Source organism: Zavarzinia compransoris (assembly GCF_003173055.1).
GTDB lineage: Bacteria > Pseudomonadota > Alphaproteobacteria > Zavarziniales > Zavarziniaceae > Zavarzinia > Zavarzinia compransoris.
Genome location: NZ_QGLF01000004.1, coordinates 247117 through 273805 on the forward strand (window position 1 = coordinate 247117; position 26689 = coordinate 273805).

The 26689-nt window shown below is 69.4% G+C and carries 30 protein-coding genes; 12 read left to right on the forward strand and 18 right to left on the reverse strand.

Translation table 11 applies throughout. The features are described from left to right. Positions 1-44: 44 nt before the first annotated feature. From DKG75_RS15045 to aguA, 5 genes are read right to left on the reverse strand one after another with little or no spacing between them, the layout of a single operon-like run. Complete coding sequence (locus tag DKG75_RS15045; protein WP_208112094.1) at positions 45-791, reverse strand: SDR family oxidoreductase; 747 nt, start codon at positions 789-791, stop codon at positions 45-47. After that, entirely contained in the window at positions 788-1528 is a 741-nt protein-coding gene (locus DKG75_RS23260) for a glycerophosphodiester phosphodiesterase family protein (protein WP_208112093.1), read from the reverse strand. Before DKG75_RS23260 ends, DKG75_RS15045 begins: the two co-directional genes overlap by 4 nt. Beyond that, positions 1525-1824, reverse strand: a complete 300-nt coding sequence (locus DKG75_RS23030) for a hypothetical protein (RefSeq protein WP_166646508.1) — start codon at positions 1822-1824, stop codon at positions 1525-1527. The genes DKG75_RS23260 and DKG75_RS23030 overlap by 4 nt, the downstream gene beginning before the upstream one ends. After that, positions 1824-2288, reverse strand: coding sequence for a RidA family protein (locus tag DKG75_RS15055; protein ID WP_109921953.1), 465 nt, complete (start codon positions 2286-2288; stop codon positions 1824-1826). Before DKG75_RS15055 ends, DKG75_RS23030 begins: the two co-directional genes overlap by 1 nt. Positions 2289-2313: 25 nt before the next feature. Continuing rightward, complete coding sequence (gene aguA / locus DKG75_RS15060) at positions 2314-3417, reverse strand: agmatine deiminase (protein WP_109921954.1); 1104 nt, start codon at positions 3415-3417, stop codon at positions 2314-2316. Between the two features lie 126 nt (positions 3418-3543). Between aguA and DKG75_RS15065 the strand changes: the two genes are divergently transcribed. The 3 genes from DKG75_RS15065 to DKG75_RS15075 all read left to right on the forward strand — a co-directional run bounded on the left by DKG75_RS15065 (position 3544) and on the right by DKG75_RS15075 (position 5089). After that, positions 3544-3750 (forward strand): excalibur calcium-binding domain-containing protein, encoded by a 207-nt coding sequence (locus DKG75_RS15065; protein ID WP_109921955.1) that lies wholly within the window; start codon positions 3544-3546, stop codon positions 3748-3750. Between the two features lie 36 nt (positions 3751-3786). Further along, a complete protein-coding gene (aguB, locus tag DKG75_RS15070) occupies positions 3787-4680 on the forward strand; it encodes an N-carbamoylputrescine amidase (protein WP_109921956.1) in 894 nt (297 codons plus the stop codon). Between the two features lie 79 nt (positions 4681-4759). Beyond that, on the forward strand, positions 4760-5089 hold the full coding sequence (locus DKG75_RS15075; protein WP_109921957.1) for a hypothetical protein: 330 nt from the start codon (positions 4760-4762) through the stop codon (positions 5087-5089). Between the two features lie 34 nt (positions 5090-5123). Here DKG75_RS15075 and DKG75_RS15080 read toward each other — a convergent pair whose 3' ends face one another. The 9 genes from DKG75_RS15080 to DKG75_RS15120 all read right to left on the reverse strand — a co-directional run bounded on the left by DKG75_RS15080 (position 5124) and on the right by DKG75_RS15120 (position 13929). After that, a complete protein-coding gene (locus DKG75_RS15080) occupies positions 5124-6176 on the reverse strand; it encodes a hypothetical protein (RefSeq protein ID WP_109921958.1) in 1053 nt (350 codons plus the stop codon). Continuing rightward, a complete protein-coding gene (locus tag DKG75_RS15085) occupies positions 6173-8116 on the reverse strand; it encodes a motility associated factor glycosyltransferase family protein (RefSeq protein ID WP_109921959.1) in 1944 nt (647 codons plus the stop codon). The genes DKG75_RS15080 and DKG75_RS15085 overlap by 4 nt, the downstream gene beginning before the upstream one ends. Continuing rightward, the gene (locus DKG75_RS15090) at positions 8113-9948 is read right to left on the reverse strand and encodes a tetratricopeptide repeat protein (protein WP_109921960.1); all 1836 of its coding nucleotides are present in this window, start codon (positions 9946-9948) and stop codon (positions 8113-8115) included. Before DKG75_RS15090 ends, DKG75_RS15085 begins: the two co-directional genes overlap by 4 nt. After that, positions 9945-10379, reverse strand: a complete 435-nt coding sequence (gene flaF, locus DKG75_RS15095; RefSeq protein WP_109921961.1) for a flagellar biosynthesis regulator FlaF — start codon at positions 10377-10379, stop codon at positions 9945-9947. The genes DKG75_RS15090 and flaF overlap by 4 nt, the downstream gene beginning before the upstream one ends. Continuing rightward, a complete protein-coding gene (locus tag DKG75_RS15100; protein ID WP_109921962.1) occupies positions 10360-10758 on the reverse strand; it encodes a flagellar biosynthesis repressor FlbT in 399 nt (132 codons plus the stop codon). Before DKG75_RS15100 ends, flaF begins: the two co-directional genes overlap by 20 nt. A gap of 129 nt (positions 10759-10887) precedes the next feature. Further along, on the reverse strand, positions 10888-11793 hold the full coding sequence (locus tag DKG75_RS15105) for a flagellin N-terminal helical domain-containing protein (RefSeq protein WP_109921963.1): 906 nt from the start codon (positions 11791-11793) through the stop codon (positions 10888-10890). 285 nt (positions 11794-12078) lie between these two features. Beyond that, on the reverse strand, positions 12079-12522 hold the full coding sequence (locus DKG75_RS15110) for a hypothetical protein (protein WP_109921964.1): 444 nt from the start codon (positions 12520-12522) through the stop codon (positions 12079-12081). Next, entirely contained in the window at positions 12512-12817 is a 306-nt protein-coding gene (locus DKG75_RS15115; RefSeq protein ID WP_109921965.1) for a rod-binding protein, read from the reverse strand. The genes DKG75_RS15110 and DKG75_RS15115 overlap by 11 nt, the downstream gene beginning before the upstream one ends. Next, complete coding sequence (locus DKG75_RS15120; protein WP_109921966.1) at positions 12817-13929, reverse strand: flagellar basal body P-ring protein FlgI; 1113 nt, start codon at positions 13927-13929, stop codon at positions 12817-12819. Before DKG75_RS15120 ends, DKG75_RS15115 begins: the two co-directional genes overlap by 1 nt. Before the next feature lie 233 nt (positions 13930-14162). Between DKG75_RS15120 and DKG75_RS15125 the strand changes: the two genes are divergently transcribed. The 3 genes from DKG75_RS15125 to DKG75_RS15135 all read left to right on the forward strand — a co-directional run bounded on the left by DKG75_RS15125 (position 14163) and on the right by DKG75_RS15135 (position 16134). Further along, entirely contained in the window at positions 14163-14573 is a 411-nt protein-coding gene (locus tag DKG75_RS15125; protein ID WP_109921967.1) for a flagellar assembly protein FliX, read from the forward strand. Positions 14574-14712: 139 nt separating this feature from the next. After that, complete coding sequence (gene dksA, locus DKG75_RS15130) at positions 14713-15129, forward strand: RNA polymerase-binding protein DksA (RefSeq protein WP_109921968.1); 417 nt, start codon at positions 14713-14715, stop codon at positions 15127-15129. A 345-nt stretch (positions 15130-15474) separates the two neighbouring features. Continuing rightward, positions 15475-16134 (forward strand): hypothetical protein, encoded by a 660-nt coding sequence (locus DKG75_RS15135; RefSeq protein ID WP_109921969.1) that lies wholly within the window; start codon positions 15475-15477, stop codon positions 16132-16134. 559 nt (positions 16135-16693) lie between these two features. On the opposite strand, the gene flgH is transcribed toward DKG75_RS15135, so the two are convergent. From flgH to flgF, 4 genes are read right to left on the reverse strand one after another with little or no spacing between them, the layout of a single operon-like run. Beyond that, a complete protein-coding gene (gene flgH / locus DKG75_RS15145) occupies positions 16694-17467 on the reverse strand; it encodes a flagellar basal body L-ring protein FlgH (protein WP_109921970.1) in 774 nt (257 codons plus the stop codon). Positions 17468-17499: 32 nt separating this feature from the next. Then, a complete protein-coding gene (gene flgA, locus DKG75_RS15150) occupies positions 17500-17997 on the reverse strand; it encodes a flagellar basal body P-ring formation chaperone FlgA (protein WP_109921971.1) in 498 nt (165 codons plus the stop codon). 12 nt (positions 17998-18009) lie between these two features. Next, positions 18010-18795 carry a flagellar basal-body rod protein FlgG gene (gene flgG / locus DKG75_RS15155; protein WP_109922319.1) on the reverse strand — a complete coding sequence of 262 codons (786 nt, stop codon included), beginning with the start codon at positions 18793-18795 and terminating at the stop codon, positions 18010-18012. An 18-nt stretch (positions 18796-18813) separates the two neighbouring features. Next, a complete protein-coding gene (gene flgF, locus DKG75_RS15160; protein ID WP_109921972.1) occupies positions 18814-19551 on the reverse strand; it encodes a flagellar basal-body rod protein FlgF in 738 nt (245 codons plus the stop codon). Between the two features lie 264 nt (positions 19552-19815). Between flgF and DKG75_RS15165 the strand changes: the two genes are divergently transcribed. The 6 genes from DKG75_RS15165 to DKG75_RS23040 all read left to right on the forward strand — a co-directional run bounded on the left by DKG75_RS15165 (position 19816) and on the right by DKG75_RS23040 (position 26686). Continuing rightward, a complete protein-coding gene (locus DKG75_RS15165; protein ID WP_109921973.1) occupies positions 19816-20418 on the forward strand; it encodes a flagellar basal body-associated FliL family protein in 603 nt (200 codons plus the stop codon). Continuing rightward, positions 20418-21563, forward strand: coding sequence for a flagellar motor switch protein FliM (gene fliM / locus DKG75_RS15170; RefSeq protein ID WP_109921974.1), 1146 nt, complete (start codon positions 20418-20420; stop codon positions 21561-21563). The genes DKG75_RS15165 and fliM overlap by 1 nt, the downstream gene beginning before the upstream one ends. After that, positions 21563-21955 (forward strand): DUF6468 domain-containing protein, encoded by a 393-nt coding sequence (locus DKG75_RS15175; protein ID WP_109921975.1) that lies wholly within the window; start codon positions 21563-21565, stop codon positions 21953-21955. The genes fliM and DKG75_RS15175 overlap by 1 nt, the downstream gene beginning before the upstream one ends. Continuing rightward, on the forward strand, positions 21952-22629 hold the full coding sequence (locus DKG75_RS23035; RefSeq protein ID WP_166646507.1) for a MotE family protein: 678 nt from the start codon (positions 21952-21954) through the stop codon (positions 22627-22629). The genes DKG75_RS15175 and DKG75_RS23035 overlap by 4 nt, the downstream gene beginning before the upstream one ends. A gap of 90 nt (positions 22630-22719) precedes the next feature. Continuing rightward, positions 22720-23430 (forward strand): protein phosphatase CheZ, encoded by a 711-nt coding sequence (locus DKG75_RS15185; protein WP_109921977.1) that lies wholly within the window; start codon positions 22720-22722, stop codon positions 23428-23430. 13 nt (positions 23431-23443) lie between these two features. After that, positions 23444-26686: a hypothetical protein gene (locus DKG75_RS23040; RefSeq protein WP_109921978.1), complete on the forward strand. Its 3243-nt coding sequence runs from the start codon at positions 23444-23446 to the stop codon at positions 26684-26686. Positions 26687-26689: the final 3 nt, after the last annotated feature.

Genomic DNA, 26689 nt, shown 5'->3' on the forward strand with positions numbered 1-26689 from the left:
GATCGCCTTCATTCTATCGCCGGACCCGGCGAAGGCAAGGACCGTCAGCGCCCGCCGCCGACGTTCAGGATCGCGCCGGTGACATAGCTCGCCGCCGGCGACAGCAGCCAGAGCACGGCTTCCGCCACTTCCTCGCCGGTGCCGGCGCGCTTCATCGGGATCAGGGGCGCCATGCGCGCCGGCCGGCCGGGGTCGCCGGCGGCGGCATGCAGGTCGCTGTCGATCAGGCCCGGGGCGACGGCATTGACCCGGATGCCGTCGTCCGCCACCTCGCGGGCAAGGCCGATGGTGAAACTGTTCACCGCGCCCTTGCTGGCGGCGTAATGGACCCATTCATGGGCCCCTCCGGTTTCCGCCGCGCGGGAGGAAATATTGACGATGGCCCCGCCCGGCCCGCCCCGGCTGTGCGCCAGCCGGCGCACCGCCTCGCGGCAGGCGATCATGGTGCCCAGCACATTGACCGCCAGCACCCGCGCCGCCATCCCGGCATCGAGATCGGCAACCGCGCTGAAGCCGCCGGTGATGCCGGCATTGTTGACGAGACCGGCGAGGGGGCCCAGGACCTCGGCCGCAGCAAAGAGCGCGGCGACGGCGCCCTCGTCGGCGATATCGCCGGGAATGGCCAGGGCCCGGCCGCCGGCGCCCGCGATCTCGTCGACCACGGCCCGGGCGGCATGGATGTCGGCGGCGTAATTGACCGCGACGGCATAGCCCGCCTGGGCGGCACGGCGGCAGATCGCGGCGCCGATGCCGCGCCCGCCGCCGGTGACGATCAACGTGCCCCGGCTCACGGCCGGAACCCCTCGAAGATGATGTTGTCGGCGTGCTGGGCGGCGCGCTTGCGGTCGGCGGGGCTGCGCACGGTCCAGGTCAGGGCGGGCAGGCCGGCGGCGCGGGCCCGGGCGACGGCGCGGTGGGGCAGGGCGCGGATGTCGTAGGCGACGAAATGCGGCCGGGTCAGGCGGTTGAACAGCATGTGGGTCAGGAACCATTTCTGCCATTGGGGCAGCGGCTCCTCGTCGTCCATGCGGTAATCCATCGAGATCTGGCCGCGCAGCACCTGGGGCCGGTGGCGCCGGAACCAGCCGACGCAGCGGGGATCGAAGGACTGGATGGCGAAACGCCCGCGGTAGTGGTCGAGCAGGGCGGCGGTCGCGGCTTCCAGCGGGCCGGACTGGCCGCGCGCCGCCTTCACCTCGATCAGCAGCGGCACCCGGCCGCCCACGAGCTTCAGCACGTCGGCCAGGGTCGGGATGGTCTCGCCGGTGCCGGCCAGTTGCAGGCCGCGCAGGTCGCCGGAACGCCAGCTGTCCACCCGGCCGCGTTCCGGGGTCATGCGGTCCAGGGTGTCGTCGTGGAACACCATGGGCACGCCGTCGGCGGCGACCTGGATGTCCATCTCCATGGCATAGCCGGCGTCGGCGGCGGCGGCAAAGGCGGCACGGCTGTTCTCGGGCACGCCCGCCGCCTTGTCGTGCAGGCCGCGGTGGGCGACGGGAAGCGAATGCAGCCAGTCGGCGGAGGTCATGGGGCGATCTCGTCTTCCTCGGCAAGGACGGAGCCTTGCGCATAGCGATAGAGGTAATAGGCGATGGCGCCCGCCTGCACCGGCAGGCCCAGGATCGTCGGGCTGAGCAGCAGCCCGGCGAGGAAGGCAAGGCCCGCAGCCGCCACCGTCCGCCGGATCAGGGCGCGGTGGCGGTCGCCGGCCTCCAGCCGGCCGGCCAGCCGGAACGAGACCAGGGCGCCGAGGCCGAAGGTCGCGATCGCCGCCAGCATCCAGCGATAGGCGGCGAGACGGGGCGCGGCGCCCCTCGGCCACATCAGGCGATCTCGAAGATCGCCTCGACCTCGACCGCGGCGCCGAGCGGCAGGGCATTGGTCCCGACCGCCGAGCGGGCGTGCCGCCCGGCATCGCCGAAGACCTCGACGAAAAGGTCGGAGGCGCCGTTCACCACCTTCGGCTGGTCGGCGAAATCGGCGGTGCAGGCGACGAAGGCGACCAGTTTCACCACCCGGCGGATCCGCGTCAGGTCGCCGTCCAGGGCCAGTTTCGCCTGGGCGATCAGGTTGATGGCGGACAGGCGGGCGGCGGCGGCACCGGCCGCCACCTCCACCGTCTCGCCCAGGCGGCCCTTGACCAGACCGTCCGCCCCGATCGGCAATTGCCCGGAAATGAACAGAAGATCGCCGGTGACGACGAAGGGCACGTAATTGGCCACCGGCGCGGCCGGCACCGGCAGGGTGATGCCGAGGGCGGCCAGTTTCGCTTCGATCGGATTGCTCATCTCGTTGGTCCTTGGAATCTCGATATCAGGCCGGGCGGCCGATCGGCTGCTGCTGGGTGATGCAATGGATATTGCCGCCGCCGAGCAGGATCTCGCGCCCGGGCACGGCGATGACCCGGCGGTCCGGGAACAGGCGGGCGACGATCTCGCGCGCCTCGTCGTCGGTGCGGGGGTCGAGCAGGGGCATGACCACGATGCCGTTGCCGATATAGAAATTGACATAGGACCCGGCCAGCCGGTGGCCGGCGCCGCGCACCAGGGCGCCGTCATCGTCGAGACCGCCGAAATCGAGGCCGGCGGCCTCGTCCGCGCTGGCGAACAGGGGGCCGGGCGAGGGCAGTTTCACCACCTCGAACGGGCGGCCGCGGGCATCCTTCGCCGTGCTCAGGCGCTCGAAGGCATCCTTCGAGATCGCGTGCTGCGGGTCGGCCGTATCGTCGGTCCAGGTCAGGGCGATCACGCCCGGCTTCACGAAACAGGCGAGATTGTCGATATGGCCGTCGGTCTCGTCCTGATGGACGCCGGGGCCGAGCCAGACCACGGTCTCGACGTTCAGGTAATCCTTCAGATATCCCTCGATCTCGCCGCGCGACAGGTGCGGGTTGCGGTTCGGGTTCAGCAGGCATTCCTCGGTGGTCAGCACCGTGCCCTCGCCGTCGACATGGATCGAGCCGCCCTCGAGGACCAGGGGCGCGCGGTAGCGCGGCACCCGTTCCACCTCCAGGATCTTGGCGGCGATCAATTCGTCCTGGTCGTGGGGGTAATAGAGGCCGCCCCAGGCGTTGAAGCCCCAGTCGATGCCGCGCAGCCGGCCCTTGCCGTCGCTGACGAAGCTCGGGCCGATGTCGCGGCACCAGGAATCATTGCTGGTCGCCTCGATCACCCGGATGTGGCGGGGCAATTGGCGCCGGGCGTTCACGAACTGCCGGCCCGAGGCAAGCACGGTCACCGGCTCGCCCTCGGCGATGGCGGCGGCGACGGCGGCGAAGGCGGCCTGGGCCGGGCGGGCGCCGTCGCGCCAATTGTCGGGCCGTTCCGGCCACACCATCCAGCAGCCCTGGTGCGGCTCGAATTCTCCCGGCATGCGGAAGCCGTCGGCGCGCGGGGTGGAGGAAATCGTGTCGGCCATCAATGTCTCCCTGAAACCGCGTCCATGTTGCCGCCATCCCCCCTTGGCGGGCAAGCCGCCTCGGCCAGTGGATCGATCGAAACGGATGGGTTCCATCCGTCGCGGCTCAACCACTAGGATAGGGACATGCGCCGGTTCCTGCCCTTTGTCCTTGCCTTTTTCGCGGCCTCGCCCGCGGCGGCCTTCGACTGCGCGGAGGCCAGGCGCTGCAAGGATTTCACCACCTGCAAGGCGGCGGAAGCCTATTTCGCCCGCTGCCCCCGGCCGGAACTGGACCGGGACGGCGACGGTCATCCTTGTGAAACGCTGTGCCGCTTCAACTCGCGGCGCTGATCGGGCAGACTGCGGCCGCAACGACGGGAGTGCGACATGCGGAACGTTACCGTGGCGGCGACGCAGATGGCCTGCGACTGGGATATCGAGAACAATATCGCCCGGGCCGAGGCGCTGGTGCGCCGGGCGGCCGGGCAGGGGGCCCAGATCATCCTGATCCAGGAATTGTTCCAGACCCCCTATTTCTGCCAGGACCAGATCCACGATTTCTTCGACCTGGCCAAACCCTATGACGACAATCCGCTGATCGCCCATTTCGCAGCCCTGGCCGCCGAACTGGGCGTCGTCCTGCCGATCTCCTATTTCGAGCGGGCGGGCCAGGCGTTCTTCAATTCGATCGCCATCGCGGATGCGGACGGCAGCGTCCTCGGCAACTACCGCAAGAGCCATATTCCGGACGGCCCGGGCTATACCGAGAAATTCTATTTCTCGCCGGGGGATACGGGGTTCCGGGTGTGGGACACGCGCTTCGCCCGGATCGGCGTCGGCATCTGCTGGGACCAATGGTTCCCGGAATGTGCCCGGGCCATGGCCCTGCTCGGCGCCGAAATCCTGTTCTATCCGACCGCCATCGGCTCCGAACCCCATGACGCGGGCCTCGATTCCGCCGGGCATTGGCAGCGGGTGATGCAGGGCCATGCCGGCGCCAATCTCACCCCGCTCGTCGCCTCGAACCGCATCGGCACCGAGCCGGGGCGGCGCGGCACCAGCATCACCTTCTACGGCTCCTCCTTCATCGCCGGGCCGACCGGCGAGAAGGTCGCCGAGGCCGACCGACTGACCGAGGACGTGCTGACCGCGCGTTTCGATCTCGATGCGGTCGCCCATCTGCGCCGGTCCTGGGGCGTGTTCCGCGACCGGCGGCCGGAACTCTACGATCCGCTGCTCTCGCTGGACGGGGAGACGCCGCACGCCGCCAGCGGCTATTGAACGCGGGCGGGGGCGGCGTTTACCAGTTCTTCAGGTTGTGGGTCGAGACTGCCATGGCCCGATTCAGAAGGTGAGACTCATGAGCGAAACCGAAGCCCTCAACCCCGCCGAAGAGAAAGCCTTCCCCTTCCTCCAGCAGGCGGTGCTCCTGGATCAGGCACGTGCGGCGCTGGCGACGCTGGACAAGGCGCTCGCCCTCAATGCCGACCTCTGGCTGAAGCTGAGCGGCGAGGCGGCGGCCAGCGGCCTGCCGGCGGAAACCGTCGATTTCGTCAACCGTACCGCGACCTTCACCGCCAAGGCGGCGGCATCCCTGAAGGCCGAGGTGAACGACGAGGTGATCAGCAAGCTGATCGCCCTCAACTTCAACATGTCGGAACGCATCCTCGAAAGCAGCAAGGAAGCCTGAGGATCAGGGTTCGGCCCGGCCGCTGTCGGCCGGGTCAGGAACTGGTGAAGGCGCTGCCCATGATGTCGAAGACGCTCTGGTTCTTCGACGAACTCACCGGATCGTCGGCGATCATCACCCCGATCACTTCGCGCTGGGCCTGGGCGGCAAAGGCGAGATTGCTCATCGCCATCTGGTAGCGGGTATTGATCGCCTTCTTTTCGGCCGCCAGCGCATCCGATTCCGAATCATTCAGCGCCGTCGCCTCGTCGCCCAAGGCGCTCAGCCGGCTTTGCAGGATCGAGGTGCCGAGTTCGGCCTGCAATTGGCCGTTGCTGAGGTCGGCGAAAGCCTTGGTGACCAGGCGGATCGCCGCCCCGACATCGTCGACCGCACGGGTCTGGCCGTCGCCGGTCAGGCCGCCATAGGTCCAGGCCGAAGTCACGGGCAGGCCGCCGCGGGCGAGATCCGCCGTCCAGCTGTCGGTGCCGTCGGTGAAGGTCAGCGTGTCGTCGCTGCGCGAGACCAGCGAGAGATCGGCCAAGGCGACGTCGCGCCCGCCCACCCGCAGGGTCTGGTTGTAGAAATTGGTCTCCATCCGCTGGCCGGTGCCCTGCTCGGTCAGCAGGAATTGCGTGCCGAGCGAGCGCAGCGACAGCGAGACCTGGGTGGCGCCCGCATCGATGAAGCGGGTTTCCTGGCCGCTGGTGCCGGGGGCGGTATTGCCGATCAGATTGTCGAGGTCGACGCCCCGGCTGCCGATCATGATGTTGATCCGGGTCAGCGCCGTGTCGAAGGCGGAGGCATTGCCGGTCTTGGCCGCGGCGAAGGCTTCGTTCAGGCGCAGCAGGACTTCCTGCGCCGCGGTGGCGGCGCCCTTGACGGCGAAGACCGCGTCGTCCGCCGTCGTCTTCTGCGTCGACAGGCGGTCGATATCCTGTTGCAGCGCCGGCAGCTTGGACTGGGTGGTGTATTTCTGCGTGACCTGCTGCAATTCCTTGGCCTGGCGCGTGGCCATGCCTTGCTTGATCAGCAGATAGGTCCGGTCCATCGCGTCGGCGACGGCCTGACGCTGATCGGCGGCGGACATGCCCACATAAAAGCTCATGCCTCGATCCCCGCAACGGTGCCGGGTGGAAGGGCTGCGGGAAGCGCCGCTTCGATCCGGTCGTCCAGATGCGACAGCAGGTCGAAGGTGCCGTCGCGCATGGTGAGAACGATCTCGCGGTATTCCTGCAGGAATATTGTCACCAGTTTGGCACGTTTTTCCGGCGCGGTCACGCGGTGCGCGAAATACATGCCGATTTTCGGCAGCGAGCGGATCGAGCCGATGGCGATGCTGTGGGTTTCGGCATAGCGGCCGGCGAGGTCGCCGAGGAAGGGGCTGAGCCGGTTCCAGAAGCCGACCAGGTCGTCGCCCTCGGCGATGGCGGCATCGACGATGTCGATAAGGTCGGCGAAGAACAGGCCCGCCTCGTCGCGCAGCCGGCTGCCGCTCCAGGAATCGAGGAATTCGCCGGCGCGATAGGGCCGGGTCAGGCGCTCGATGTCTTGTTGCAGGCGGGCCCGGTCGGCGACCTTGCCGATGGTGCGGATCGCGGCGGCGACGCGCGGCTGGGTGCCGCGCAGGCGGGCGCCGTCGGCGGTGTTCAGCACGTTCAGGCGAAAGGCGCTGGCGACGTCGCCGATCATGGAGGCGCAAAGGGCGAAGACCCAGTTGGCCGAGACGGTGCCGCCGAAATTGCCCGGCAGGATATGGTTGTAGGCCTGCCGCCGGTCGTGGTTGCGGAAGAAATCCTCGGCGTTGTAGATCGTGTCCTGCGAATGCTTGCGGTCTTCGTTCTTGCTGCCGCAATCGGTGCCGAAGAGCACGAAGTCGGTGAAGCCGAAGCTGGCGGCGACCCGCAGCGCCGTGTTCACGCAGGTCGGGGCGACGCCGACCATGGCGTGGCGCGGCGGCGCCAGCATCTGGCTGGAACTGACCGAGTCGCGGAAGAAGAAGATCACCTTGTCGAACAGGGCGGCGACCTTGGGATCGACGGTGAAGGAGGCGATCAGGGTGATGCCGGCCAGGCCATGCTCGTCGTGCAGGCGCTTCAGCACCTCATAGGTGATATGGCCGTTTTCCAGCTCGCAGTGGAAATCGGGGCGGATGCCGTTCCGCAGGCAGATGCGCAGGCTGGTGCCGGCGCTGAACACCGCGCCGTCGGCGGCGAGGCGCTTGAGGTCGTCCATCGTGCCGTCGATCGAGGGGCCGGAGCCGGTGATGATCGCGGTCTCCTTGCGCGCCAGCTTGGGCTTGCTGTCGGCGAGATGGAAGTCGTAACGCTGCATGTTGCCGACCGCATTGGTCATCATCAGCAGTTCATCCTCGAAGAACCCCTTCGACAGGAAGATCTGGTCGACGATGGCCTGCATCTGGTCCCGCGCCTCGATCAGGACCCAGGACGGGTAATGCATGAAGACATAGGCGCCGTCGATGAACGGCTCGCCCACCAGGGCGATCAGGGCGCGGATGTCGCGCAGCAGGTCCGAGGGCGTGGCGCCGATGCTGAAGCGGACGCTGATGCCGCGCGCATCGGCGATGGCCAGGATCTCGTCCCAGTCCTGTTCGTCGCGGGCATGGGCGATGAATTCGGCCATGGGTTCGCACAGCAGGACATGGCGCGCCTTGGTCGTCTCGAACAGCGGCTTCAGGTGGTGGCCGAGGCCGATTCCGAGCACGACCAGGAAGGTCCCCTCGTAGTCGGGCTTGCTGTTCAGGGTCGCGATCCCGAGCCCGCCCAGGGCCTCGATCAGGTGAGCGCGCATGCGCGCCGAGACCGGGCTGCCGATATTGGTGCTGGAAAGATCGGCGGTGAAGAATTGCAGGGGCCGCTCGTTGAAGCGGGCGACCTGTTCGCCGGCGATCTCGCGGCCGTCGCCGTTGTAGAGCCGGCCGGCGCCGAGGTCGAGGTCGAGCGCCCGGCCGTCGGCATCGCGGACCACCTTGCTGTGGGTGGCGGCGATCCCGGCCAGGGCGGGGAAGCGCTCGACCAGCGCGCTCATGACCGGAACGCCCCGACGAAGGCGGCGGCGAAGGCGGCGGCGTCGAAGGCCGGGGCGGCCGCGGCGGCGGCGGCGGTCGCGGCGCGGGCGGCGGCCCGGTCGGACAGCAGGGCGACCGCGCTCGCGACGTAATCTTCCGGCGTTTCGGCGATCCGGGCATCAAGGCCGAGGGCGCTCAGCGCCAGCGCGCCCTGGCGTCGCCAGGGGGCGCGCCCGGCCAGGGCGACGGAAGGCGTCGCCACCGCCGCGGCATTGACGACATCATGGCCGCCGAGGGCGGCAAAGGGCGCCAGCAGCAGGTCGAGGCCGGCGGCGAAACTGAGGTCGTCGCCGTCGACGATCTCGATGCGATCGACGAAACCGTGCCGCGTGCAGCGTTCGATCAGGCCGGCGACCGTGTCGGGATGGCTCATTTCCCGGTCGCGCAGCAGCAGGCGGGCATCCGGCACGGCGGCCAGGATGGCGGCAACGGCGGCCAGGAAATCCTCGTGCAACTGGCCGGGCCAGAGATCGGCGCCGATCAGCGGCGTCTCGTTGGTGACCGCGACCTGCGGCGCGCGGCCCTCGCGGACGATCAGGCCGGCCGCCGGCGGGGCGGCGCCCAGGCTGCGGTCCAGGCCGCCGATCCCGGCGGCGAAGGGCAGGTTCAGCCACCCGGCGACGCGCGGCGCCGGGTGGCGGGCAAGGGTGGCCAGATGCAGGGGGGCGAGCACGCCGCCGGCATCGACCAGCAGGTCCAGCGCCTCGCCCTTGACCGTATGGGCCAGGGTCTCGCCGTCGAAACCGGCGGCATCGATCAGGGTGCGGACGCGGCCGCGGAACAGGCGGTTGTGCGGTGCGGCCAGGGTGCCGGCGCCGAAGACGACGACTTCCGCCCCCTGCTGTTGCAGGCCGGCGGCAAGCAGGGCGACCGCTTCGCTGTCCCGCTCGCCGTCGAGGGCGGTCGCCAGGATGCCGATGCGCGGCTGGTCGGGCAGGGGGGCGGTCGCGGCCGCGACCAGGGGCCGGGCGGGCAGGCTCGGCTGGGGCGGCAGGCGCGCCCCCTCGGGCGACAGGGCGATGGCGAAGAGCCCGGCGGCGGCGATTTCGGCGGCGGCGGCGGGGTCGCCGTCGTCCCGCGCTTCGGCCAGGATGCTGCGGGCGGTCTCGAAATCGCCGATGGCGGTGAGGCAGCGGGCAAGGCGGGCCATATCCCAGGCGTCGGCGGTGCCGTTGGCGGCGAAGCGCGACAGGATGTCGGCGGCGGCGCGCGGCTTTCCGGCCGCCAGCAGGGCATCGGCCAGGGCGCGCTGGGTCTCGCCGTGGTTCGGGCTGAAGGCGGCCTGGGCGTCGAGAAGGCGCAGCGCCATGGCGGTCTCGCCGTTGCCGAGGGCGGTCAGGCCGCGCATCAGGAAGGGATGTTCGTCGACGGCGGCGAAGGCGGCGGGGAAATCGGGCCAGGCCGCGGGGCGCAGCCCGGGGATCGCCGGGGTGAAGCCGTTGGCGACCGCCAGCTTGGCGTAGAAGGTCGCTTCCGGCACTTCGCCGGCCAGGGCGTAGAGAATGGCCAGGCTGTCGGCGATCAGGGCGCTGTCCGGGGCATGTTCATGGGCCTGCTGCAGGGCGTCGAGGCACAGCACGATCTGGTCGGCGGCGAAGGCGGCATAGGCCATGGCGACCAGGGCCGCGGTATCGCCCGGCTCGGCCGCCAGCCGCGTCTCGGCCAGGGCGATCAGGCCGTCCCGGTCGCCGGCGTCGGCCAGGGCGGCCGCGCGGCGCAGCAGGGGGGCGAAGGCCAGGTCGCCGGCCGGGACGGCGGCCGGTGCGGATGAGGTCAGCGTCGTTGCGGTCATGCGGAATGATTGATCCGGCCCGACGGCGGGGCTTGCGACGGGGTCGGGGCGGGGGGCGTCGTGCCCGGGGGCGCGGTCAGCAGGCCGGCGGCGATCTCGCGGTTGATGCGGATCAGGATATCCAGCTTCTCGGGCAGCGGATCGGCCAGGATGCCGACGGTGTGGCGGTCGATGAAATTGGACAGGGACAGGACATTGGCGCGCAATTCGGTCGGCAGCGGCGAATCCGGCGCCATCACGCCGGCCTGGAAGATGGTCCACAGGCGCCAGTTGCGACGCACCGCGTCGAGGAAGGCGGCATTGTTCTCGGGGCTGCGCTGGGCTTCGGCCAGACGGCGCGCAGCCTCGGTCAGGGCCCAGCCCTCGGTGCGGCGCGGGTCGCCTTCGGGCGGGGCCTTGCTGTAGGCCGGTCTACGCTGGGTCGGATACATGGGCGAGAATCTCCTTCTCGTGCGCCAGAAGTTTGCGCGCCGCCCGCAGCGCCTGATAGATGTGGCCGGCGGTCAGCTGCTCGACGATGGTGGCGACGATGGCCGTGCCGCTGGGGGCGGCGGCGGCGTAATCGGCCAGGAAGCCTTCGGCCGCCCGGCGGTAATCCTCGGCGCGGTCGGGGAACAGGTAAAGACACTGCAGGACGAAATAGATGCGGGTGGCCGGGGAAGTGGCTTCCGCCTCGGTGAGGATGTCCTTGCCACGCAGGATCTGAGCCTGGTTGAGCACGGTCAGGGTCGCGGGGTGGCCGGCATTGGCCAGCACGGCGCCGTTGACGATGATCTTCTCTTCAGGCGCAAGCGTGATCTTCAGGGGCACGCGGGGGACTCCGTCGCTGCGAACACCCGAAGGATGTGCCGTGCTTCCTTAATTCGAGGTAAAGGCTTCCGGCAAAACGAAAGGGGCGGCCCGAAGGCCGCCCCCTGAAGATCTGCTCGTGCGTCGGGCTTAGTTGAACAGCGACAGCACGCTCTGCTCGCTCTGGCCGGCGAAGGACAGGGCCTTCAGGGCCAGCTGCTGGCGGGTCTGCAGGGCGACGAGGTTGGCGCCTTCCTCGTTCAGGTCGGCGAGGGTCAGCTTGTCCGAACCTTCGGTCAGCGCGTTGATGTAGTTCTTCGAGAAGTCCGAACGGGTCTGCAGCAGGGTGATGTTCGAACCGAGGTTCGACGCCGTGGCGCGGACGGCCGACACCGCCGTATCGACCGCAGCGGTGATGCTGTCGATGGTGGTGATCAGGCGCGAGGCCGCGATCGCCGAGAAGCCGGCCGCCTGGGCGCCGGCCGAGTTCGCGGCCGCGAGCAGGGCGGACAGGATCTCGCTGCCGGTGGCGCTCGCACCGCCGCCGGCGGTGATCAGGGCGCCGGCGCGGAGGTCGCGGGCATCGACCGTCAGTTCGGCCGTCGTGACTTCCGAGAAGCGGACGGTCAGCTTCTGGTCGCCGTCGTTGTTGATCAGGTTCGTGCCCTGATAGGAAGCGTCGCCCAGCAGGCTGTTGAGCTGGCCCAGCAGATCCGAGAACTGCTTGGTCAGGTCGGCCTTGGTGGCGGTATCGGCGGTCTTGGCCGAGATCGCGACACCCTTGAGCTGCTTCAGGATCTTGTCGGCGGATTCGGTGGCGCTCAGGGCGGTCTTCAGCGAGGAAATGCCCTGGTCGATCTCGCCCTTGCGGGTGGCGAAGTCCGAGGAACGGTCGCTGAGGCTCTTCGACGCGAAATAGGCGGTCGCATCGTCGATCGCGCTGCCGACCTTCAGGCCGGTCGAGAGACGGCTCTGGGTGCGGTTGGCGAGGTCGGTGGTCTGATTCAGCGAGAGGAGGTTGGCGCGCGAGGTCGCGGTCAGCTTGATGTCAGCCATGATCTAGGTCCTTCTGGATCCGATGTCTTTGCGCCCTTCTGGGTCGCGGTCGTTCCCTTGCACCGATCATGCCAAACCGCCGCATGTGCCCAAAATGGCGGAAACTATCGGGATTTTTGGGAGGATTCTGGCCTTGGATGGGTAAAAATTGCCGTATTAACTAGGCATAAATTGCCTAATGGGCAAAATATACCGGGCAGTAATTGCCTGATCTCAAAACAATGCCCCGGCCGCAGGGCCGGGGCGATCGCCGAAAAGAGGTGTCGGACCGAGCCCGGCGGCCGGTCAGATGCTGGCGTGGATCGCCATGGCGGCGGGGGCGGCGCTGGCGGTGCGCAGCGCGGCGCGGGGGCCATAGCCGATGACCGGGCGGGCCTGGGCCGCCACCGTGTCGGCGATGCTGCGCACCAGCCGGTCGGCGACGGTACGGGCGGCGGCGATCTGGACCGTATGCAGGGCCAGCGCCTCGCGCAGGCGCCGGGTCGGCCCCTTCAGGCGGGCGCGGGCCTCGGCGTCGCCGGCGACCCGGGCCGGGCCGCCGATCTGGGCGAGATGCAGTTCATAGGCTTTTACCACCTGGATCTTGGCCTCGATCAAGGGTTGCAGGCGGGTCAGCTGGCGGTCGGCGAGGACGGCGCATTCCGCCTCGATGGCATCGGCGAGCCGGTCCGAGAGGTCGGCCATGGCTTCGATGTCGCGGGCGGGCAGGGGGCGGGCGCTATTGTCCATGGGGCGTCTCCTCGGAAACCAGCAGGGAGCGGATGAGCATGTCGGACAGGCCGATGCCGCCGCGGGCGGCGATCGCCTTGCCGTATTCCTGGATCAGGAAGCCGCGGAAGGCGGATTCCCCGGCGCCGCCGCCGAAGGGGCCGTCGGTCTTCAGGCCTTCGAACATGGGCGCCAGCATCTGCGACACCACCATCGCCTCGAAATCCTGCGCCTGTTCCTTCAGGCGGGGCGACAGGGCGGGCAGCGGCTTCTGGGCCGGCCAGGCGTAGCGGGGGGCTTCGGTCGCGGCGGTCATCACATCACCTCGAGATCGGCCTGAAGGGCGCCGGCGGCCTTGATCGCCTGCAGGATCGAGATCAGGTCGCGCGGCCCGAGGCCGAGGCCGTTCAGGCCGTTGACCAGGTCCTGCAGGCTGACGCCCGAATTCATCACCACCACCCGCTGTTCCTGGCCCTCGCTGACCTGGACGTCGGTGCGCGGCACCACCGTGGTCTGCCCGCCCGAGAAGGGCGCGGGCTGCGAGACCTGGGGCGTTTCGGTGATGCGCACGGTCAGGTTGCCCTGGGCGATGGCGACGGTGGAGACCCGGACATCGGCGCCGATGACGATGGTGCCCGAGGCCTCGTCGATGACGATGCGGGCGCGCTGGTCCGGGGTGACGCGCAATTGCTCGATCTGGGTGATGAAGCTGACGATGTCGCCCCGGAACTGCGGCGGGACCTGGATCTCGACGGTCGACGGGTCGAGGGCGCGGGCGGCGCCGCGGACCTGGCCGTTGATCGCCTGGGCGACGCGGCGCGCGGTGGTGAAGTCCGGGTTGCGCAGCGCGAGGCGCAGCGCCGGCTCCGTCCCGAAGGCATAGGCGACCTCGCGTTCGACCACCGCGCCGTTGGCGATCCGGCCCGAGGTCGGCACCCCCTTGGTGACCGTGGTCGCCGCCCCCTGGGCCTTGAAGCCCGAGACCGAGACCTGCCCCTGGGCGACCGCATAGACCTCGCCGTCGGCGCCCAGCAGGGGGGTGACCAGCAGGGTGCCGCCCAGCAGGCTCTTGGCATCGCCGAGGGTCGAGACATTGACGTCCAGCCGGCTGCCGGCGCGGCCGAAGGGCGGCAGTTCCGCCGTCACCATCACGGCGGCGACATTCTTCGTCTTCAGGTCGGTGTCGCGGGTATTGACGCCCAGGCGTTCCAGCATCGCCTCCAGGCTCTGCTTGGTGAAGGGCGCATTCCGAAGCGAATCCCCCGAACCGTCGAGACCGACCACGAGGCCATAGCCGACCAGCATGTTGTCGCGCACGCCCTGCACGCTGGCGATATCCTTGATCCGGGATTCGGCGGCCCCGGCTGCCCCGGCGGGAAGGACCAGGGCAAGCCCGAGGGCAAGGGCGACGATCGCGGATTTCAACATGGCTTCGACCTCGGCATGGCGGCGGCTTCTCCGCCCGTGACCACCGCTGCGAAACCCATGCCAATCTTTATCCAATTAAAATCAATGGCTTATGATTTTGTCCGGGCGGCAGGGCCTGCCGGCCCGGCAGATCTTGCCGGGGCCGGGCCTGCCGGGCCCGACGCATTTCTTTAAGACTTGTTAAGCCAGCCGGTGCAGGATGGCAGGGTGAAGTCACGGGTGATGGCGGCAGCATGAAGATCGACGGCAGCGGCAGAATCGGCGGACCCGGCCCGACCGGCGCCCGTCGCGGCGCGCGGTCCGGCGATGGCAGCTTCTCCCTCGGCGGCACCGGCGAGGCGGAGGCCGCGGCGGCGCCCGCCGGCGTCGGCCCGCTCGGCGGGATCTCGGCCCTTTTCGCCCTTCAGGAAGTCGATGCCGACGGCGAGCGCAAGCGCGCGGCAAGGCGCGGCAACGACCTTCTCGACCGGCTGGAGGAATTGCGCCTCGGCCTCCTGCTCGGCCATGTCTCCCGCGACCGGCTGGAGGACATGCTCGCCCTGGTGCGCAGCCGGCAGGAGCAATTCACCGATCCGCGACTCGCCGCCGTCCTCGCCGATATCGAGCTTCGGGCCGAGGTCGAACTCGCGAAGCTGGGCTATTGAGCGGCCGCCCGGGCTAAGATATTGAAAATCCTGGGTTTCCCTGGGACAGGCAAGGCTTGAACCAGGGGGCGGCGCTGCTATACTCCGCGCGCCCAAAAGCAGATGTCCAGGGGCGGATGTATCGAGCATGAGGGATGGCATGGGAGTGGAGTTGCCGCCGGACTATCGCCCGAGCGAAGACGAAGAGTTCATGAACCCGCGCCAGCGTGAGTATTTCCGGCGCAAGCTGCTGGCCTGGCGGGACGAGATCCTGCGCGAAAGCCAGGAAACGCTGCTGCACCTGCAGGAGGACACGGTCGCCGAACCCGATCTGGCGGATCGGGCGTCGGCCGAATCCGAACGGGCCCTTGAACTGCGCACCCGCGACCGTCAGCGCAAGCTGATCGGCAAGATCGACGCCGCCCTTCGCCGGATCGAAGACGGCGAATACGGCTATTGCGAGGAAACGGGGGATCCGATCAGCCTGCGCCGTCTCGACGCAAGGCCGATTGCCACCCTGTCGATCGAGGCGCAGGAACGGCACGAGCGGCGCGAAAAGACTTATCGCGACGATTGACGCGTGACGCGGCCGCCGTCGGGCGGCCGCCACCCCCCGGGGAAAATGCCCCTCTTCGGCAGCGAATTTGACTCGCGTCAAAAGCAATTACCCGGGGCTTCCGGGGCTTTTGCCCATTTTGGGCGACAGGCCGCCGCTTTCCAGTTGCAGAGTCCAGGCGTTTTCGGCCGGAGAAAGTCCCCGCCTGTCCCGGCGGGGCATTCGTTTACCATAAACCGGTGAATAAAAAATCGAATTGGAATCTAATTCGGTCACATTGGGTATATGTGACGGCATTTCGACAATGTAAGTGATATTTCGATGTCCGGTTATCCGGTAGTGGGTCGCGCGAACTTGGGGCTCGCGATGAAGAAATCCTTGATTCTCATGGTGCTGTTGGGGCTGGGCGCCTGCGCCGAACTGCCCGCGGGCGAGGATTGGGCGGCAATGCCGGTCGAGCGCGAGCTTCTTGCCGCCAGGGTGGTTGAACCCGCATCGGTCGATACAGCCCCCGTCCTGGTTGAAGCCGCCGACCTCGCCGAGGAAGCGGAGGCGGAAGAGGGTTCGGCCGAAGCGCTGGCCGGAATCCGGGACAATCCGGTCGTCGCCGCCGGCGGCCCCCCTGTTTTGCCGGCCCCGGCGCCGAAGGCGGTCTCGGTGCCGGCCGAGGGCGCGGGGTTCGGCGAAGAGCCGGGCCTGTTCGGCGACGACCTGTCGGGCATGGCGGCCGCGGCCGGCGCCGGCAAGCCGGCCTTGCGGGCGCTGGAAGCCGTGACCGGCCCCGCCGGCATCAATATCTATGCGAGTTCGACCCTCGCGGCCTCGCCCGCCTTCGAACGGACGGTCAACCCGCCCCGGACCGCCGTCGCGCGGCAGGATGCGGTCGCCGCCATCTGCCTGGAAGCCCGGCTGTTCTGCTTCTATTCGAAGGAGTTCAACGCGCTGTCGGTCTATGATCCGGCGGAATTCCGCAAGGCCCAGCCGCTGTTCGTGTCCAACCCGAACGCCCTGCCCCTGACGCCCTGAACGAGCAAGAGACGGCCGCGACCCGGGCCGTCAGGCAAGCGTGAGGCCTCCAGGTGCAGGAGGGGCACGTTCGTTCATGCCAACCGAATTCCGGTATGGAGAGCAATCCGATCGATTGCCCGTGGCGTGTAGACAGGGGGGCGAAGGATCACGTCGATTTTCTGCTCCCCCAGGATCTCCCTCAGATCGCTTCGAAAGGCGAGTTCGTTTCGCAGGGCGGCGAGGTCTGGGGTTTCCGCCTCGATGTGAAGGTCGAGATCCCCCCCCCGCCAGGGTATCGTCCACGCGGGACCCGAACAGGCGGACGATGGCATGCGCTCCAAAATGCTGTCGCGTGCATGCCTTGATGGCTTCAATCTCGAAGTCGGTCAGCCGCATCTTGCGATCCTGCGCCAAGGGTTGACGACGAAGTCTAGTCGACGGACGTGGAAATTACGAATGCGATCGTCGTCTCTGCCCGGCGAGGCCGCTCCTCGCGCCGCCGGCATGCGTCCTTTCGATCCCTTTGCCGAACGACTTGGGCCGCGGTCGCCCGCGGCCCGTTTCCCGTTGCCGGCCCTCAGAAGGGCAGGATGGCGTCGAGGACCTGCTGGCCGTAGCGCGGCTGCTGCACGTCCGAGATCTGGCCCCGGCCGCCGTAGGAGATGCGCGCCTCGGCGATCTGGGTGTGCCGGATGGTATTGGCGGCGGTGATGTCCGAGGGGCGGACGATGCCGGCGATCAGCAATTCCCGCACTTCGTAGTTCACCCGCACCTCCTGCCGGCCCTGGATCACCAGGTTGCCGTTCGGCAGCACCTGGGTGACGACGGCGGCGACCGTCATCCTCACCGCTTCCGAGCGCTTGATGGTGCCGTTGCCGCTGGTCGCGGTGCCGGACGAGAGGTCGACCGCGGCCGCCGGGGCATAGCCCGCGGGCAGGGCCTGGCCGACGACGCTGGTCTCGAGGCCGAAGAGGCCGCCGAGGCCGAGGTTCTCGGTCGAATCCCGGGTGCGCCCGGTCTGGTTCTTCACGTCCGCCTGGTCGGTGATGTCGATCGCGACGGTCAGGATGTCGCCGACGCGGGCGGCCCGGTTGTCCTTGAAGAAGGCGCGCGAACCCTGCTGCCACAGGCTGGACGAGGCGGACGCGCCGGCGCCGGGGTCGTTCGGCATGGGCAGGCTGACCGGCGTATAGCCGGGCGCCGCGGTCGGGTTGGCGATCGGGGTCAGGTCCGGGGCGCGGCCGACCCGGTCGAGCCGTTCCGCCATGCCCGAACAGGCGCCGAGCGAGCCGGCGGCGGCGATCACGAGGAGGAGGCGGGCAAAGCGGGAGGGGGCGATCTTCTCGAACATGGCGGTGGCCTTCTGGCGGTTCGGTTTCGGGATTACATGTCGGGATTGGCGGCCGAAAGGACGACCGGCTGGGGCGAGACCGGCACTTCGGCCATGCCCGGCCCGGTGATCACGGCCTGCACGATGCGCAGCGAGGCGAGGTTCATCACCTTGATCACCTCGCCCAGGGCGCCCTGTTCCATCGCCTTGGCGGTGGTCGCCAGTTCGATGCCGGGCATGGAGACGCGGATGGTGACGAGGCTGCCCTTGGTGACCAGCAGGGGCTGGCGCACCTCGCTGCGGGCGACGGCGCGGCCGGCGCGGAGCGTCTTCCGCGCGGCGAGGCCGATCATCTCGTCCATCTCGGTGAAGACATTGCCGGCAATGCGGCCGGTCACCGTCACCTCGGTCAGGTCGTCGGGGCCGATCACCTCGCCGGGGCCGAGGTCGCGCAGCAGCACGGGGATGGTGGTCGCTTCCTCGGCCTTCACCGGGATGGCGAGGCCATAGGCCAGGATGAACAGCAGGATGCCGGCGGCAATGCGGATCATGGTCCCGTCTCCTCAGCGCAATTGAGTGATCGTCTGCAGCATCTCGTCCGATGCCGTGATCACCTTGGAGTTGAGTTCATAGGCGCGCTGGGCCGAGATCAGGTTGGTGATCTCCTGCACCGGGTTCACGTTGGAGACTTCGACATAGCCCTGAAGCAGGGTGCCGAAGCCGGCGCTGCCCGGAATGCCCACGGTCGGCGTGCCCGAGGCCGGCGTTTCCAGGAACAGGTTGTTGCCCGTCGCCTCGAGGCCGGCCGGATTGATGAAGGTGGCAAGGTCGAGCTGGCCGACCACTTGGGGCGCCACCTGGCCGGTCAGGGTCACCGCGACCTCGCCCGAGGCGGAGATCGAAACCTCGACCGCATTGGCCGGGATGACGATGCCGGGCTGCACCGCATAGCCGTCCTGGGTGACCAGTTCGCCGTTGCCGTTCAGTTGCAGGGCGCCGGCCCGCGTATAGGCTTCGTCGCCGCTCGGCAGTTGGATGCGGAAATAGCCTTCGCCCTGGATGCCGAGATCATAGGTATTCTCGGTCATGTTCATGTTGCCCTGGCCCATGATGCGGTAGACCGAGCCGGTCTTGACGCCGGTGCCGAGCTGGATGCCGCTCGGGATCACCGTGCCGGCATCGGACGAGGTGGTGCCCATGCGCTTCAGGTTCTCGTACAGCAGGTCCTGGAACTCGGCGCGCTGGCGCTTGAAGCCGGTCGTCGACATGTTGGCGAGGTTGTTCGAGATCACTTCGACGTTGAGCTGCTGGGCCAGCATGCCGGTCGCGCCGATGGAAAGGCTGCGCATCATTCAATCTCCTTCGGCTCAGGCCTGGGACAGCTTGCCCAGGCGCTGGATGGCGGTGCGCTGAAGCTCGTTGTCGCTGGTCAAGAGGTTCTGCATGGTCTGGTAGCGGCGTTGCAGCTCGATCATCCGGGTCATCTCGACCACCGGCTGCACGTTGGAGCCTTCCAGCATGCCCTGGACCAGCCGGGTGGTTTCCGGGGCGGGCTGGGCGGCGGCGCCGTCGCCGGCCTCGAACAGGCTGTCGCCGACGGCGCGCAACGCCTGCTGGTTGTCGAAGGCGACCATGCCGACCCGGCCGATCTGGGTATCGCCCTGGGCGATGGTGCCGTCGGCGCTGATCACCGGGGTGCCCAGGGTGGTGTCGTTCACCGTGATCTCGGCGCCGCCGTCGTCGAGCAGGGCATAGCCCTCGCGGGTGACGAGGCGACCGTCCGCATCCATGGTGAAATGGCCGTTCCGCGTGTAGCGGACGCCGTCCGGCGTCTGCACCGACAGGAAGCCCTCGCCGTTCAGGGCGATGTCGAAGGGATTGCCGGTCGGGGTCAGCACGCCTGCCCTGGTGTCGCGGGCGATGCCGAAATCGAGCACGAAGGAGACCGGCTTCCGCGGCCCGGCCTCCATCACATATTCCTGGAACACCGGGCGCTGGGCCCGGTAGGCGGTGGTGTTCAGGTTGGCGATGTTGTTGGCGACCATGTCCATCTGGCGTTCCAGCACCATCTGCTGCGACAGACCGACGTAAAGCGCGTTTTCCATCTCACCCGTCTCCTTAAGACCGCCCGGACAACCGTTCTGGCGCGGCGGCCGATTTCGACAAATTGCTGTGCATGCCCCGTGCCAAGCTCTAACCATTTGAAAATGCTTGATTTATCGGGAAAGATGGCGGGGCGGCGGCGATGCCGGGCGGACGCTTCTGCCCGGCAGAAGCTGCCGGGTGGCGGCAGCGCGAAAACCGCTTGTTAACGAAGATCGGCGTAAATGAACGTCGGATCGCGATGAAGAAGGGAATCGGGCGGCGCCATGGCCAGCAATGCGGCATCCCAGCAGGACCTCGATTCCCTGGTTTCCGGCCTTGCCCCCGGCGACGGGGCGGAGGGCGGCGAGGGCAAGAAGAAGAAAGGCCGCAAGCTGCTCTTCATCCTGCTGCCGGTCGCCCTGCTGCTGCTGGGCGGCGGCGGGGCCTATGTCGCCGGCCTGCTCGATCCCCTGCTCGGCAAGACCGAGGAGGCGGCGGACGGCCATGGCGGCGAGGCCGCCCACGGCGAGGTGAAGCCGGGCGAGGGCAAGCCGGGCGAGCACGGCGCGGCGGCCGCGGCCGATCCCGTCTTCTACGACCTGCCGGACATGCTGGTGAACCTGCACACCACCGGCACCCGCGCCGCCTATCTGAAGATCAAGCTGGCGCTGCAATATACCGATCCCCTGATGACGCCGGTGCTCCAGAAGGTGCAGCCCCGGATCATCGACAGTTTCCAGATCTATCTCCGCGAATTGCGGATCGAGGATCTCGAAGGCTCGGCCGGGCTGATGCGCCTCAAGGAGGAATTGCTCGCCCGGTCCAACCAGTTGATGGCCCCGGCCCGGATCGACGACGTCCTGTTCAAGGAAATGCTGGTGCAGTGATGGCGGGCGAGCAGGACCAGGCCGGCACGCCGGTGGACGAGGACGCGCTGGCCGCGGAATGGGCCGCCATGGCCGGCGGCGACGAGCCCGACGAAGCGGGCGAGGGGGCCGCGGCGGCGGATGCCGACGACGCCGGCCTGCCCGAGGATGCGGCCCTGGCCGGCCAGTCCGGCCGGGCGCTGAGCCAGGACGAGATCGACAGCCTGCTCGGCTTCGATGCGGTCGATGCCGGCGCCAATGCCCAGACCGGCATCCGCTCGATCATCAATTCCTCGCTGGTCTCCTATGGCCGGCTGCCCATGCTCGAAATCGTCTTCGACCGGCTGGTGCGGCTGCTCTCCACCTCGATGCGCAATTTCACCTCGGACAATGTCGAGGTGACGCTGGACAACATCACTTCGATCCGCTTCGGCGAATATCTGAACTCGATCCCGCTGCCGGCGATCCTGGCCGTGTTCCGGGCCGAGGAATGGGACAATTACGGTCTCCTGACGGTCGAATCCAACCTGATCTATTCGATCGTCGACGTGCTGCTCGGCGGGCGCAAGGGCACGACGCCGATGCGCATCGAGGGCCGGCCCTATACGACGATCGAGCGCAACCTGGTCGAGCGCATGGTGATGGTCGTCCTCAAGGACATGAAGACCGCCTTCGAGCCGTTGACCCCGGTCGATTTCCATTTCGACCGGCTGGAGGTGAACCCGCGCTTCGCCACCATCGCCCGCGATCCCAATGCGGCGATCCTGGTCAAGCTCCGCGTCGACATGGAGGATCGCGGCGGGCGCATCGAACTGGTGCTGCCCTATGCCACCATCGAGCCGGTGCGCGAGCTTCTGCTCCAGATGTTCATGGGCGAGAAATTCGGCCGCGACACCATCTGGGAAAGCCATCTCGCGACCGAATTGTGGTCGACCGAGGTGCAGGTCGACGCCGTTCTCGACGAACAGGTGATGAACCTCGGCGAAGTCATGAATTTCAAGGTCGGGCAGACCATCATGTTGAATTGCGCGCCCGATTCGCCGATCGAACTGAAGTGCGGCGGCACGCCCATGCTGCGCGGCCGCATGGGGCGGATCGGCGCCATGGTCGCGGTCAAGGTCGAGGAATCCCTGATGAAGCCGAAGCGCGGGGGGGGCAAGGGGTGATGGGTGCCATCGGTCTGGCCATGGACTTGCTGCTCGGCGGGCTCCTGATCGCCACCATCGTGCTGGCCGTGCGCCTGCACCGCAAGCTCCAGGGCCTGCGCGGCGGCCACGACGAATTGCGCCTGCTGGTCGAAGGCCTGAACGAGGCGACCCGCCGCGCCCAGGCCGGCATCATCGAATTGCGCATGGCGGCGGAGGCCTCGAGCGCCCGCCTCGGCCACCAGGTGGAGACGGCACGCAAGGCGACCGACGAATTGTCGCTGCTCGTCGCCTCGGCCGACAATCTGGCGGACCGTCTGGCCCGGGCCGGCTCGCCCGCGCCGAAGCCGGCCGATCCGGGCCGGCCGGCCGCCGATCCCGCCATCCTGCGCGCCCTGAAGGATATCCGATGAGCGCGGCCGCCAAGCCCGTCCGCCGCGTCGCCCTGCTGCCGGTGGTGGCCGGGGTGGCCCTGGCCGTGCTGGCGCTGCGCCTGCCCGAGATGGCGGTCGCGGTCACGCGCTATCTGCCCGCGGCCAACAGCGCCCGCGCGGCGGAGCCGGCGGCCCCGGCGCCCGCGCCGGCCCCTGCGCCTGTTCCGGCGGCTGCGGCACCTGCGGCGACCCCGACCCCCGCCTTCGATCCGGACAAGCTGACCCCGGGCGAGATCGACGTCCTGCAGAATCTGGCCAAGCGCCGGGCCGAACTCGATACAAGGGCCCGCGAACTCGACAGCCGCGAAGCCCTGATGGCCGCGGCCGAAGCCCGGATCGACAAGAAACTCGCCGAGATCAAGGAGGCGGAGGCGCGCCTCGCCGCGGCGACCGCCAGCCGCAGCGCCGAGGACGAGGCCCAGATCGCCCGCCTGGTCAAGGTCTACGAGACGATGAAGCCGGCGGATGCCGCCAATATCTTCAATACCCTGGATTTCCCGGTCCTGATCGAGGTCGCCGGCCGCATGAAGGAGGCGAAGATCGCCCCCGTGCTGGCGGCCATGGACCCCGAGGCGGCCAAGGCGCTGACCGTCGCCCTGGCCCGCCGCCGGGGCAGCGAATCGGCGCCGGCGGCAGCGGGCAGCGGCGGCTAGGGCATCTTCAGGCGAAGTGGAGCCGGTTCGCCGTCCGAAGATGCCTGAAATGAAGGCGATAGAGCATGGGCAGGCAAAGGTGAACCCTTGATGAGTAACACGACCCGCACCTTCAACGACCGGCGCTTCGCCGACCGCCTCGCCGCCATCGCCGCCGAGACCGGCGGGCGCGTTCCGGTCGCCGAGATCGGCCGCATCGTCGCCAGCCTGCTCGACAGTCTCGAGGGCGGGCCGGCCGCCGTTCCCGTCCCGGGGCCTGCCTCTGCTTCCGTCCTTATCCCCGCATCCGTCCCCGCGGTCGCCGACGAGCTGGAAAGCCTGCTCGCCTATATCCACCAGACCCAGGCGGAAATCGCCGCCCTGCGCCCGGCCGAACTGACCGGCGAGAAAATCCCCCAGGCCAACGACCAGTTGCGCTCGGTGGTCGATGCCACGGAACAGGCGACCGGCGTCTTCCTCGACATCGCCGAGGAACTGGAGGCCCTGGCCGATACTTTCGGCTCCGCCAACGCGGACGATATCCGCACCATCGCCACCAGGATCTACGAAGCTTCGAATTTCCAGGACATCACCGGCCAGCGCATCAACAAGGTGACCGAGACGCTGCGCGTGATCGAGGAACGCCTCAGCCGCCTGGTCGAGGTCGGCGGCCGCGCCCCGGGCGCCGTGCCGCCGCCGCCGGCCCCGGCCGAAGCCGCGCCGGTCCCGGACGGCGGCGATGGCCATCTGCTCAACGGCCCGCAACTGCCGGCGTCGGCCGCGACCCAGGACGACATCGATCGGCTGTTCGCGTCGATCTGAGGCCGAACGCCCGATGTCCCGCCATCGTTTCCTCGCGCCCGCCGGGCGGGGCCGTGCGCCGACCCTGACTGCGCCGGTGTTGACTGCGCCCGTGCTGGCCGCACTTGCCCTGGTGCTCGCCCTCGGTCTCGGCGGGGACGCCCGGGCCGAGCCGGCGGCGGTCGGCGTGCGCGGCTGGGATCATGGTGATTACGGCCGCCTCGTCTTCGATCTCGCGCCCGGCATCGACGGGCAGGCCAGCCTCGGCGGCGAGATCTTGACCATTACATTCTCGGCCCCGGTCAGGCTCGACGCCGCCACCGCGCTGCGCCGCCTCGGCCGGCTCGCGGCGGGCGCCAGCCTCAGTCCGGACGGTTTGAGCCTGACCGTCACCCTGAAGCAGCCGGTGAACCTGAAACCCGAACGCTATCAGGACAAGCTGGTCCTGGACCTTCGCCCGGCCGCGGAACCGGCGAATCCCGCCCCGGCAACGCCCGGGGCCGGAAAGCCCGAGCCGGCGAAACCGGCGCAAGCCGCCCCCGAAACCGCGGCAGCCCCGGCGAAACCCGCGGCCCCGGCCCCCGAAGCGGCGACCGCACCGGGGAAACCGGCCCCGGCGACGCCGGAAGCGGCGAAACCCGCGGTTCCGGCCCCTGACGCTGCGGCGGCCGTCCCTGCGAAGCCTGAGGCGGCGAAACCCGCGGTTCCGGCTCCTGACGCTGCGGCGGTCGTCCCTGCGAAGCCGGTTCCGGCGAAGCCTGAGGCGGGAAAACCCGTGGTTCCGGCCCCTGACGCTGCGGCGCCCGCGCCTGCGAAGCCCGTCCCGGCGAAGCCTGCGGTTCCGGGTCCTGAAGCGGCGATGCCCGATGCGGGGCATGGCGTTCCGGCCCACCCGCCGGTCGCGGCGGCCGATGCGGGGCCGGCGGCGGTCACGCTGCGCCAAGGGCTGGGCGGGCCGGAGGTGGTCATGTCGTTTCCGGCGCCGGTGGGGGCGGCGGTCTTCGGGCGGGGCGATGCGCTCTGGTTCGTGTTCGACGGCCCGGGCGGCGGTCCCGCGCCGGCCCTGGTCAATGCGCTGGCCGACCTCGGCAAGGTGGAACCCCTGGCGGTCCCCGGCGGTAGCGGCTTCCGCCTGACCGGGCGGCGCCTGCCGCCCCAGGTCTTCGCCGAGGGGAACGACTGGCATTTCCTGTTCGGGCCCGAGGCCCGGCCCCCGGCGACGCCGCTGGTGGCGAGCCCGCGGGCCGATGCGGGGGGGCGCATGCGCCTCGTGGTGCGGGCGCCGGGGGCGACACGGCCCCTGACCCTGACCGATCCCGAAATCGGCGATACGATCCTGGCCGTGCCCGTCGCCGCGGGCGGCAACGGCATCGCCGTCGGCGGCCGCCTGCCGGATCTCGAATTGCTGGCCAGCGCCCAGGGGCTCGCCTTCGCGCCGCTCGCCGACGACCTGACGGCGGCGGTCGAGGGCGACGACGTCGCGATCGGCCGGGCCGGGACCGGGCTTACCCTGTCCGATGTCGCCCTGCGGCCCCAGGCCGCGGCCCGCGGCCTGGGCCAGCGGGCGGAAAGCGATCTCGATGTCGGGGCCTGGAACCGGCCGGGTCCGGTCGCCGAACTGCGGAGCCGCCTGGAACGGGAAGCCGCACTTGCGCCGGCGGCGGAAAAGACCGACCGCCGCCTGGCCCTTGCCCGTTTCCTGCTCGCCAACGGTTACGCGGCCGAGGCGATCGGCGTCGCCCGCCTGATCGAGGAGCGCGAGCCCGATATCGCCCAGGTGCCTTCGTTCCGCCTGCTGCGCGGGGCGGCCTATGCCATGCAGGAATGGCACGACAAGGCTTTGGCCGATCTGTCGCTGCCGGCACTCGAATTCGCGCCGGATGCGGCGCTCTGGCGCGGCTATGCCCTGGCCGCCACCGGCCGCAAAGCGGAGGCGCATAAGGCGTTCGCCGGCTCGCTCGGCGCCATCGACCATTACCCGCCCCGGATCGCCGAGCGGCTGCTGAGCGCGGTGGGCGAGGCGGCCCTGGCCGCCGACGACGTCCGCGCCGCCGGCGAGGCCGCCGCGGCCCTGGCCGCCCGGGCGGAGACGGCGGCCGGCAAGGCCCGGGCGCTCGCCCTTGAGGGCCGGGTGGCGGTGCGCCGGTCGGATGCGGTGGCCGCGCGTGCGGCCTTCGAGGCGGCGCTGGCCTCGGGCGAGCGCATCGCCCGGGTCGATGCCGAACTGGGCCTGATCGAACTCGGCCTTGCCGACGGCAGCCTCGGCCGGGCCGAGGCCATCGCCCGGCTCGACCGCCTGCGCTATGCCTGGCGCGGCGACGACAAGGAACTGGCGGTGTTGCGCCGCCTCGCCGACCTGCAACTGGCCGAGGGGCGCTGGCGCGACGGTCTCGACACGCTGCGCCTGGCGATGAAGCTGTTCCCGCGCGATCCCGGTTATGCCGCCCTGCAGGAAACCCAGAACACCGCCTTCCGCCGCCTGTTCCTGGGCGGTGCCGCCGATGCCCTGCCGCCGGTGCAGGCGGTTTCGCTCTATTTCGACTATCGCGACCTGACGCCGCTCGGCCCCGAGGGCGACGACATGATCCGCCGCCTGTCCGACCGCCTGGTCCAGGTCGACCTGCTGGACCAGGCGAAGACGCTGCTGGCGCATCAGGTGAACAACCGGCTTCAGGGTATCGCCAAATCCCGGGTCGCGGCCCGTCTCGCCCTGCTGCATCTGCTGGACCACGAGCCGGACCGGGCGCTGGCCGTCCTCGACGGTTCGGAACAGCCGGTCCTGCCGGAAGGAACGGCGCGGCTGCGCCGCCTGCTGCGGGCAAGGGCGCTGGCCGACCAGGGCCGGGCCGCCGAGGCGAAGACCCTGCTGGCCGCCGATCCCGGCCAGGACGCCGCCGTTCTCGCCGCCGAAATCACCTGGGAAGCGCGGGACTGGCCGGCGGCGGCGGCGGCGCTGGCCAGGCTGCTGGCCGACGTGAAGCCCCCCGCCGGCGGCGCCCCCGACGGCCCGTCGGAAGCCCTGGTGCTGCGCCTTGCGGTCGCCCGGGCGCTGGCCGGCGAGACCGAGGGGCTGAAGCAATTGGCCGCGGCCTGGGGCCCGGCCATGGCCCAGTCGAAGAGCCACGACGCCTTCGCCATGCTGACCGGATCGGGCGATCCGGGGGCGATCGCCACCAGGAACCTCGCGCAGACCATGGCCAATGTCGGCCAGGGCACCAGTTTCACCGAGGAATTGCGCCGCCGCCTAATCGCGGGCGAACTGGCCCAGGCCGATTGAGAG

What these genes read in the sequence shown, in the direction of transcription:
- DKG75_RS15065 (WP_109921955.1), top strand. Translation starts at nt 3,544, where the DNA reads ATGCGCCGGTTCCTGCCCTTTGTCCTTGCCTTTTTCGCGGCCTCGCCC.
- DKG75_RS15110 (WP_109921964.1), bottom strand. Translation starts at nt 12,522, where the DNA reads ATGGACAATAGCGCCCGCCCCCTGCCCGCCCGCGACATCGAAGCCATG.
- DKG75_RS23030 (WP_166646508.1), bottom strand. Translation starts at nt 1,824, where the DNA reads ATGTGGCCGAGGGGCGCCGCGCCCCGTCTCGCCGCCTATCGCTGGATG.
- DKG75_RS15105 (WP_109921963.1), bottom strand. Translation starts at nt 11,793, where the DNA reads ATGGCTGACATCAAGCTGACCGCGACCTCGCGCGCCAACCTCCTCTCG.
- flgG (WP_109922319.1), bottom strand. Translation starts at nt 18,795, where the DNA reads ATGCGCAGCCTTTCCATCGGCGCGACCGGCATGCTGGCCCAGCAGCTC.
- DKG75_RS15085 (WP_109921959.1), bottom strand. Translation starts at nt 8,116, where the DNA reads ATGAGCGCGCTGGTCGAGCGCTTCCCCGCCCTGGCCGGGATCGCCGCC.
- flgA (WP_109921971.1), bottom strand. Translation starts at nt 17,997, where the DNA reads ATGATCCGCATTGCCGCCGGCATCCTGCTGTTCATCCTGGCCTATGGC.
- DKG75_RS15075 (WP_109921957.1), top strand. Translation starts at nt 4,760, where the DNA reads ATGAGCGAAACCGAAGCCCTCAACCCCGCCGAAGAGAAAGCCTTCCCC.
- DKG75_RS15185 (WP_109921977.1), top strand. Translation starts at nt 22,720, where the DNA reads ATGAGTAACACGACCCGCACCTTCAACGACCGGCGCTTCGCCGACCGC.
- DKG75_RS15115 (WP_109921965.1), bottom strand. Translation starts at nt 12,817, where the DNA reads ATGACCGCCGCGACCGAAGCCCCCCGCTACGCCTGGCCGGCCCAGAAG.
- DKG75_RS15125 (WP_109921967.1), top strand. Translation starts at nt 14,163, where the DNA reads ATGAAGATCGACGGCAGCGGCAGAATCGGCGGACCCGGCCCGACCGGC.
- DKG75_RS15165 (WP_109921973.1), top strand. Translation starts at nt 19,816, where the DNA reads ATGGCCAGCAATGCGGCATCCCAGCAGGACCTCGATTCCCTGGTTTCC.
- flgF (WP_109921972.1), bottom strand. Translation starts at nt 19,551, where the DNA reads ATGGAAAACGCGCTTTACGTCGGTCTGTCGCAGCAGATGGTGCTGGAA.
- DKG75_RS15175 (WP_109921975.1), top strand. Translation starts at nt 21,563, where the DNA reads ATGGGTGCCATCGGTCTGGCCATGGACTTGCTGCTCGGCGGGCTCCTG.
- fliM (WP_109921974.1), top strand. Translation starts at nt 20,418, where the DNA reads ATGGCGGGCGAGCAGGACCAGGCCGGCACGCCGGTGGACGAGGACGCG.
- dksA (WP_109921968.1), top strand. Translation starts at nt 14,713, where the DNA reads ATGGGAGTGGAGTTGCCGCCGGACTATCGCCCGAGCGAAGACGAAGAG.
- flgH (WP_109921970.1), bottom strand. Translation starts at nt 17,467, where the DNA reads ATGTTCGAGAAGATCGCCCCCTCCCGCTTTGCCCGCCTCCTCCTCGTG.
- flaF (WP_109921961.1), bottom strand. Translation starts at nt 10,379, where the DNA reads ATGTATCCGACCCAGCGTAGACCGGCCTACAGCAAGGCCCCGCCCGAA.
- DKG75_RS15135 (WP_109921969.1), top strand. Translation starts at nt 15,475, where the DNA reads ATGAAGAAATCCTTGATTCTCATGGTGCTGTTGGGGCTGGGCGCCTGC.
- DKG75_RS15055 (WP_109921953.1), bottom strand. Translation starts at nt 2,288, where the DNA reads ATGAGCAATCCGATCGAAGCGAAACTGGCCGCCCTCGGCATCACCCTG.
- DKG75_RS15090 (WP_109921960.1), bottom strand. Translation starts at nt 9,948, where the DNA reads ATGACCGCAACGACGCTGACCTCATCCGCACCGGCCGCCGTCCCGGCC.
- aguB (WP_109921956.1), top strand. Translation starts at nt 3,787, where the DNA reads ATGCGGAACGTTACCGTGGCGGCGACGCAGATGGCCTGCGACTGGGAT.
- DKG75_RS23035 (WP_166646507.1), top strand. Translation starts at nt 21,952, where the DNA reads ATGAGCGCGGCCGCCAAGCCCGTCCGCCGCGTCGCCCTGCTGCCGGTG.
- aguA (WP_109921954.1), bottom strand. Translation starts at nt 3,417, where the DNA reads ATGGCCGACACGATTTCCTCCACCCCGCGCGCCGACGGCTTCCGCATG.
- DKG75_RS15120 (WP_109921966.1), bottom strand. Translation starts at nt 13,929, where the DNA reads ATGTTGAAATCCGCGATCGTCGCCCTTGCCCTCGGGCTTGCCCTGGTC.
- DKG75_RS23040 (WP_109921978.1), top strand. Translation starts at nt 23,444, where the DNA reads ATGTCCCGCCATCGTTTCCTCGCGCCCGCCGGGCGGGGCCGTGCGCCG.
- DKG75_RS23260 (WP_208112093.1), bottom strand. Translation starts at nt 1,528, where the DNA reads ATGACCTCCGCCGACTGGCTGCATTCGCTTCCCGTCGCCCACCGCGGC.
- DKG75_RS15080 (WP_109921958.1), bottom strand. Translation starts at nt 6,176, where the DNA reads ATGAGCTTTTATGTGGGCATGTCCGCCGCCGATCAGCGTCAGGCCGTC.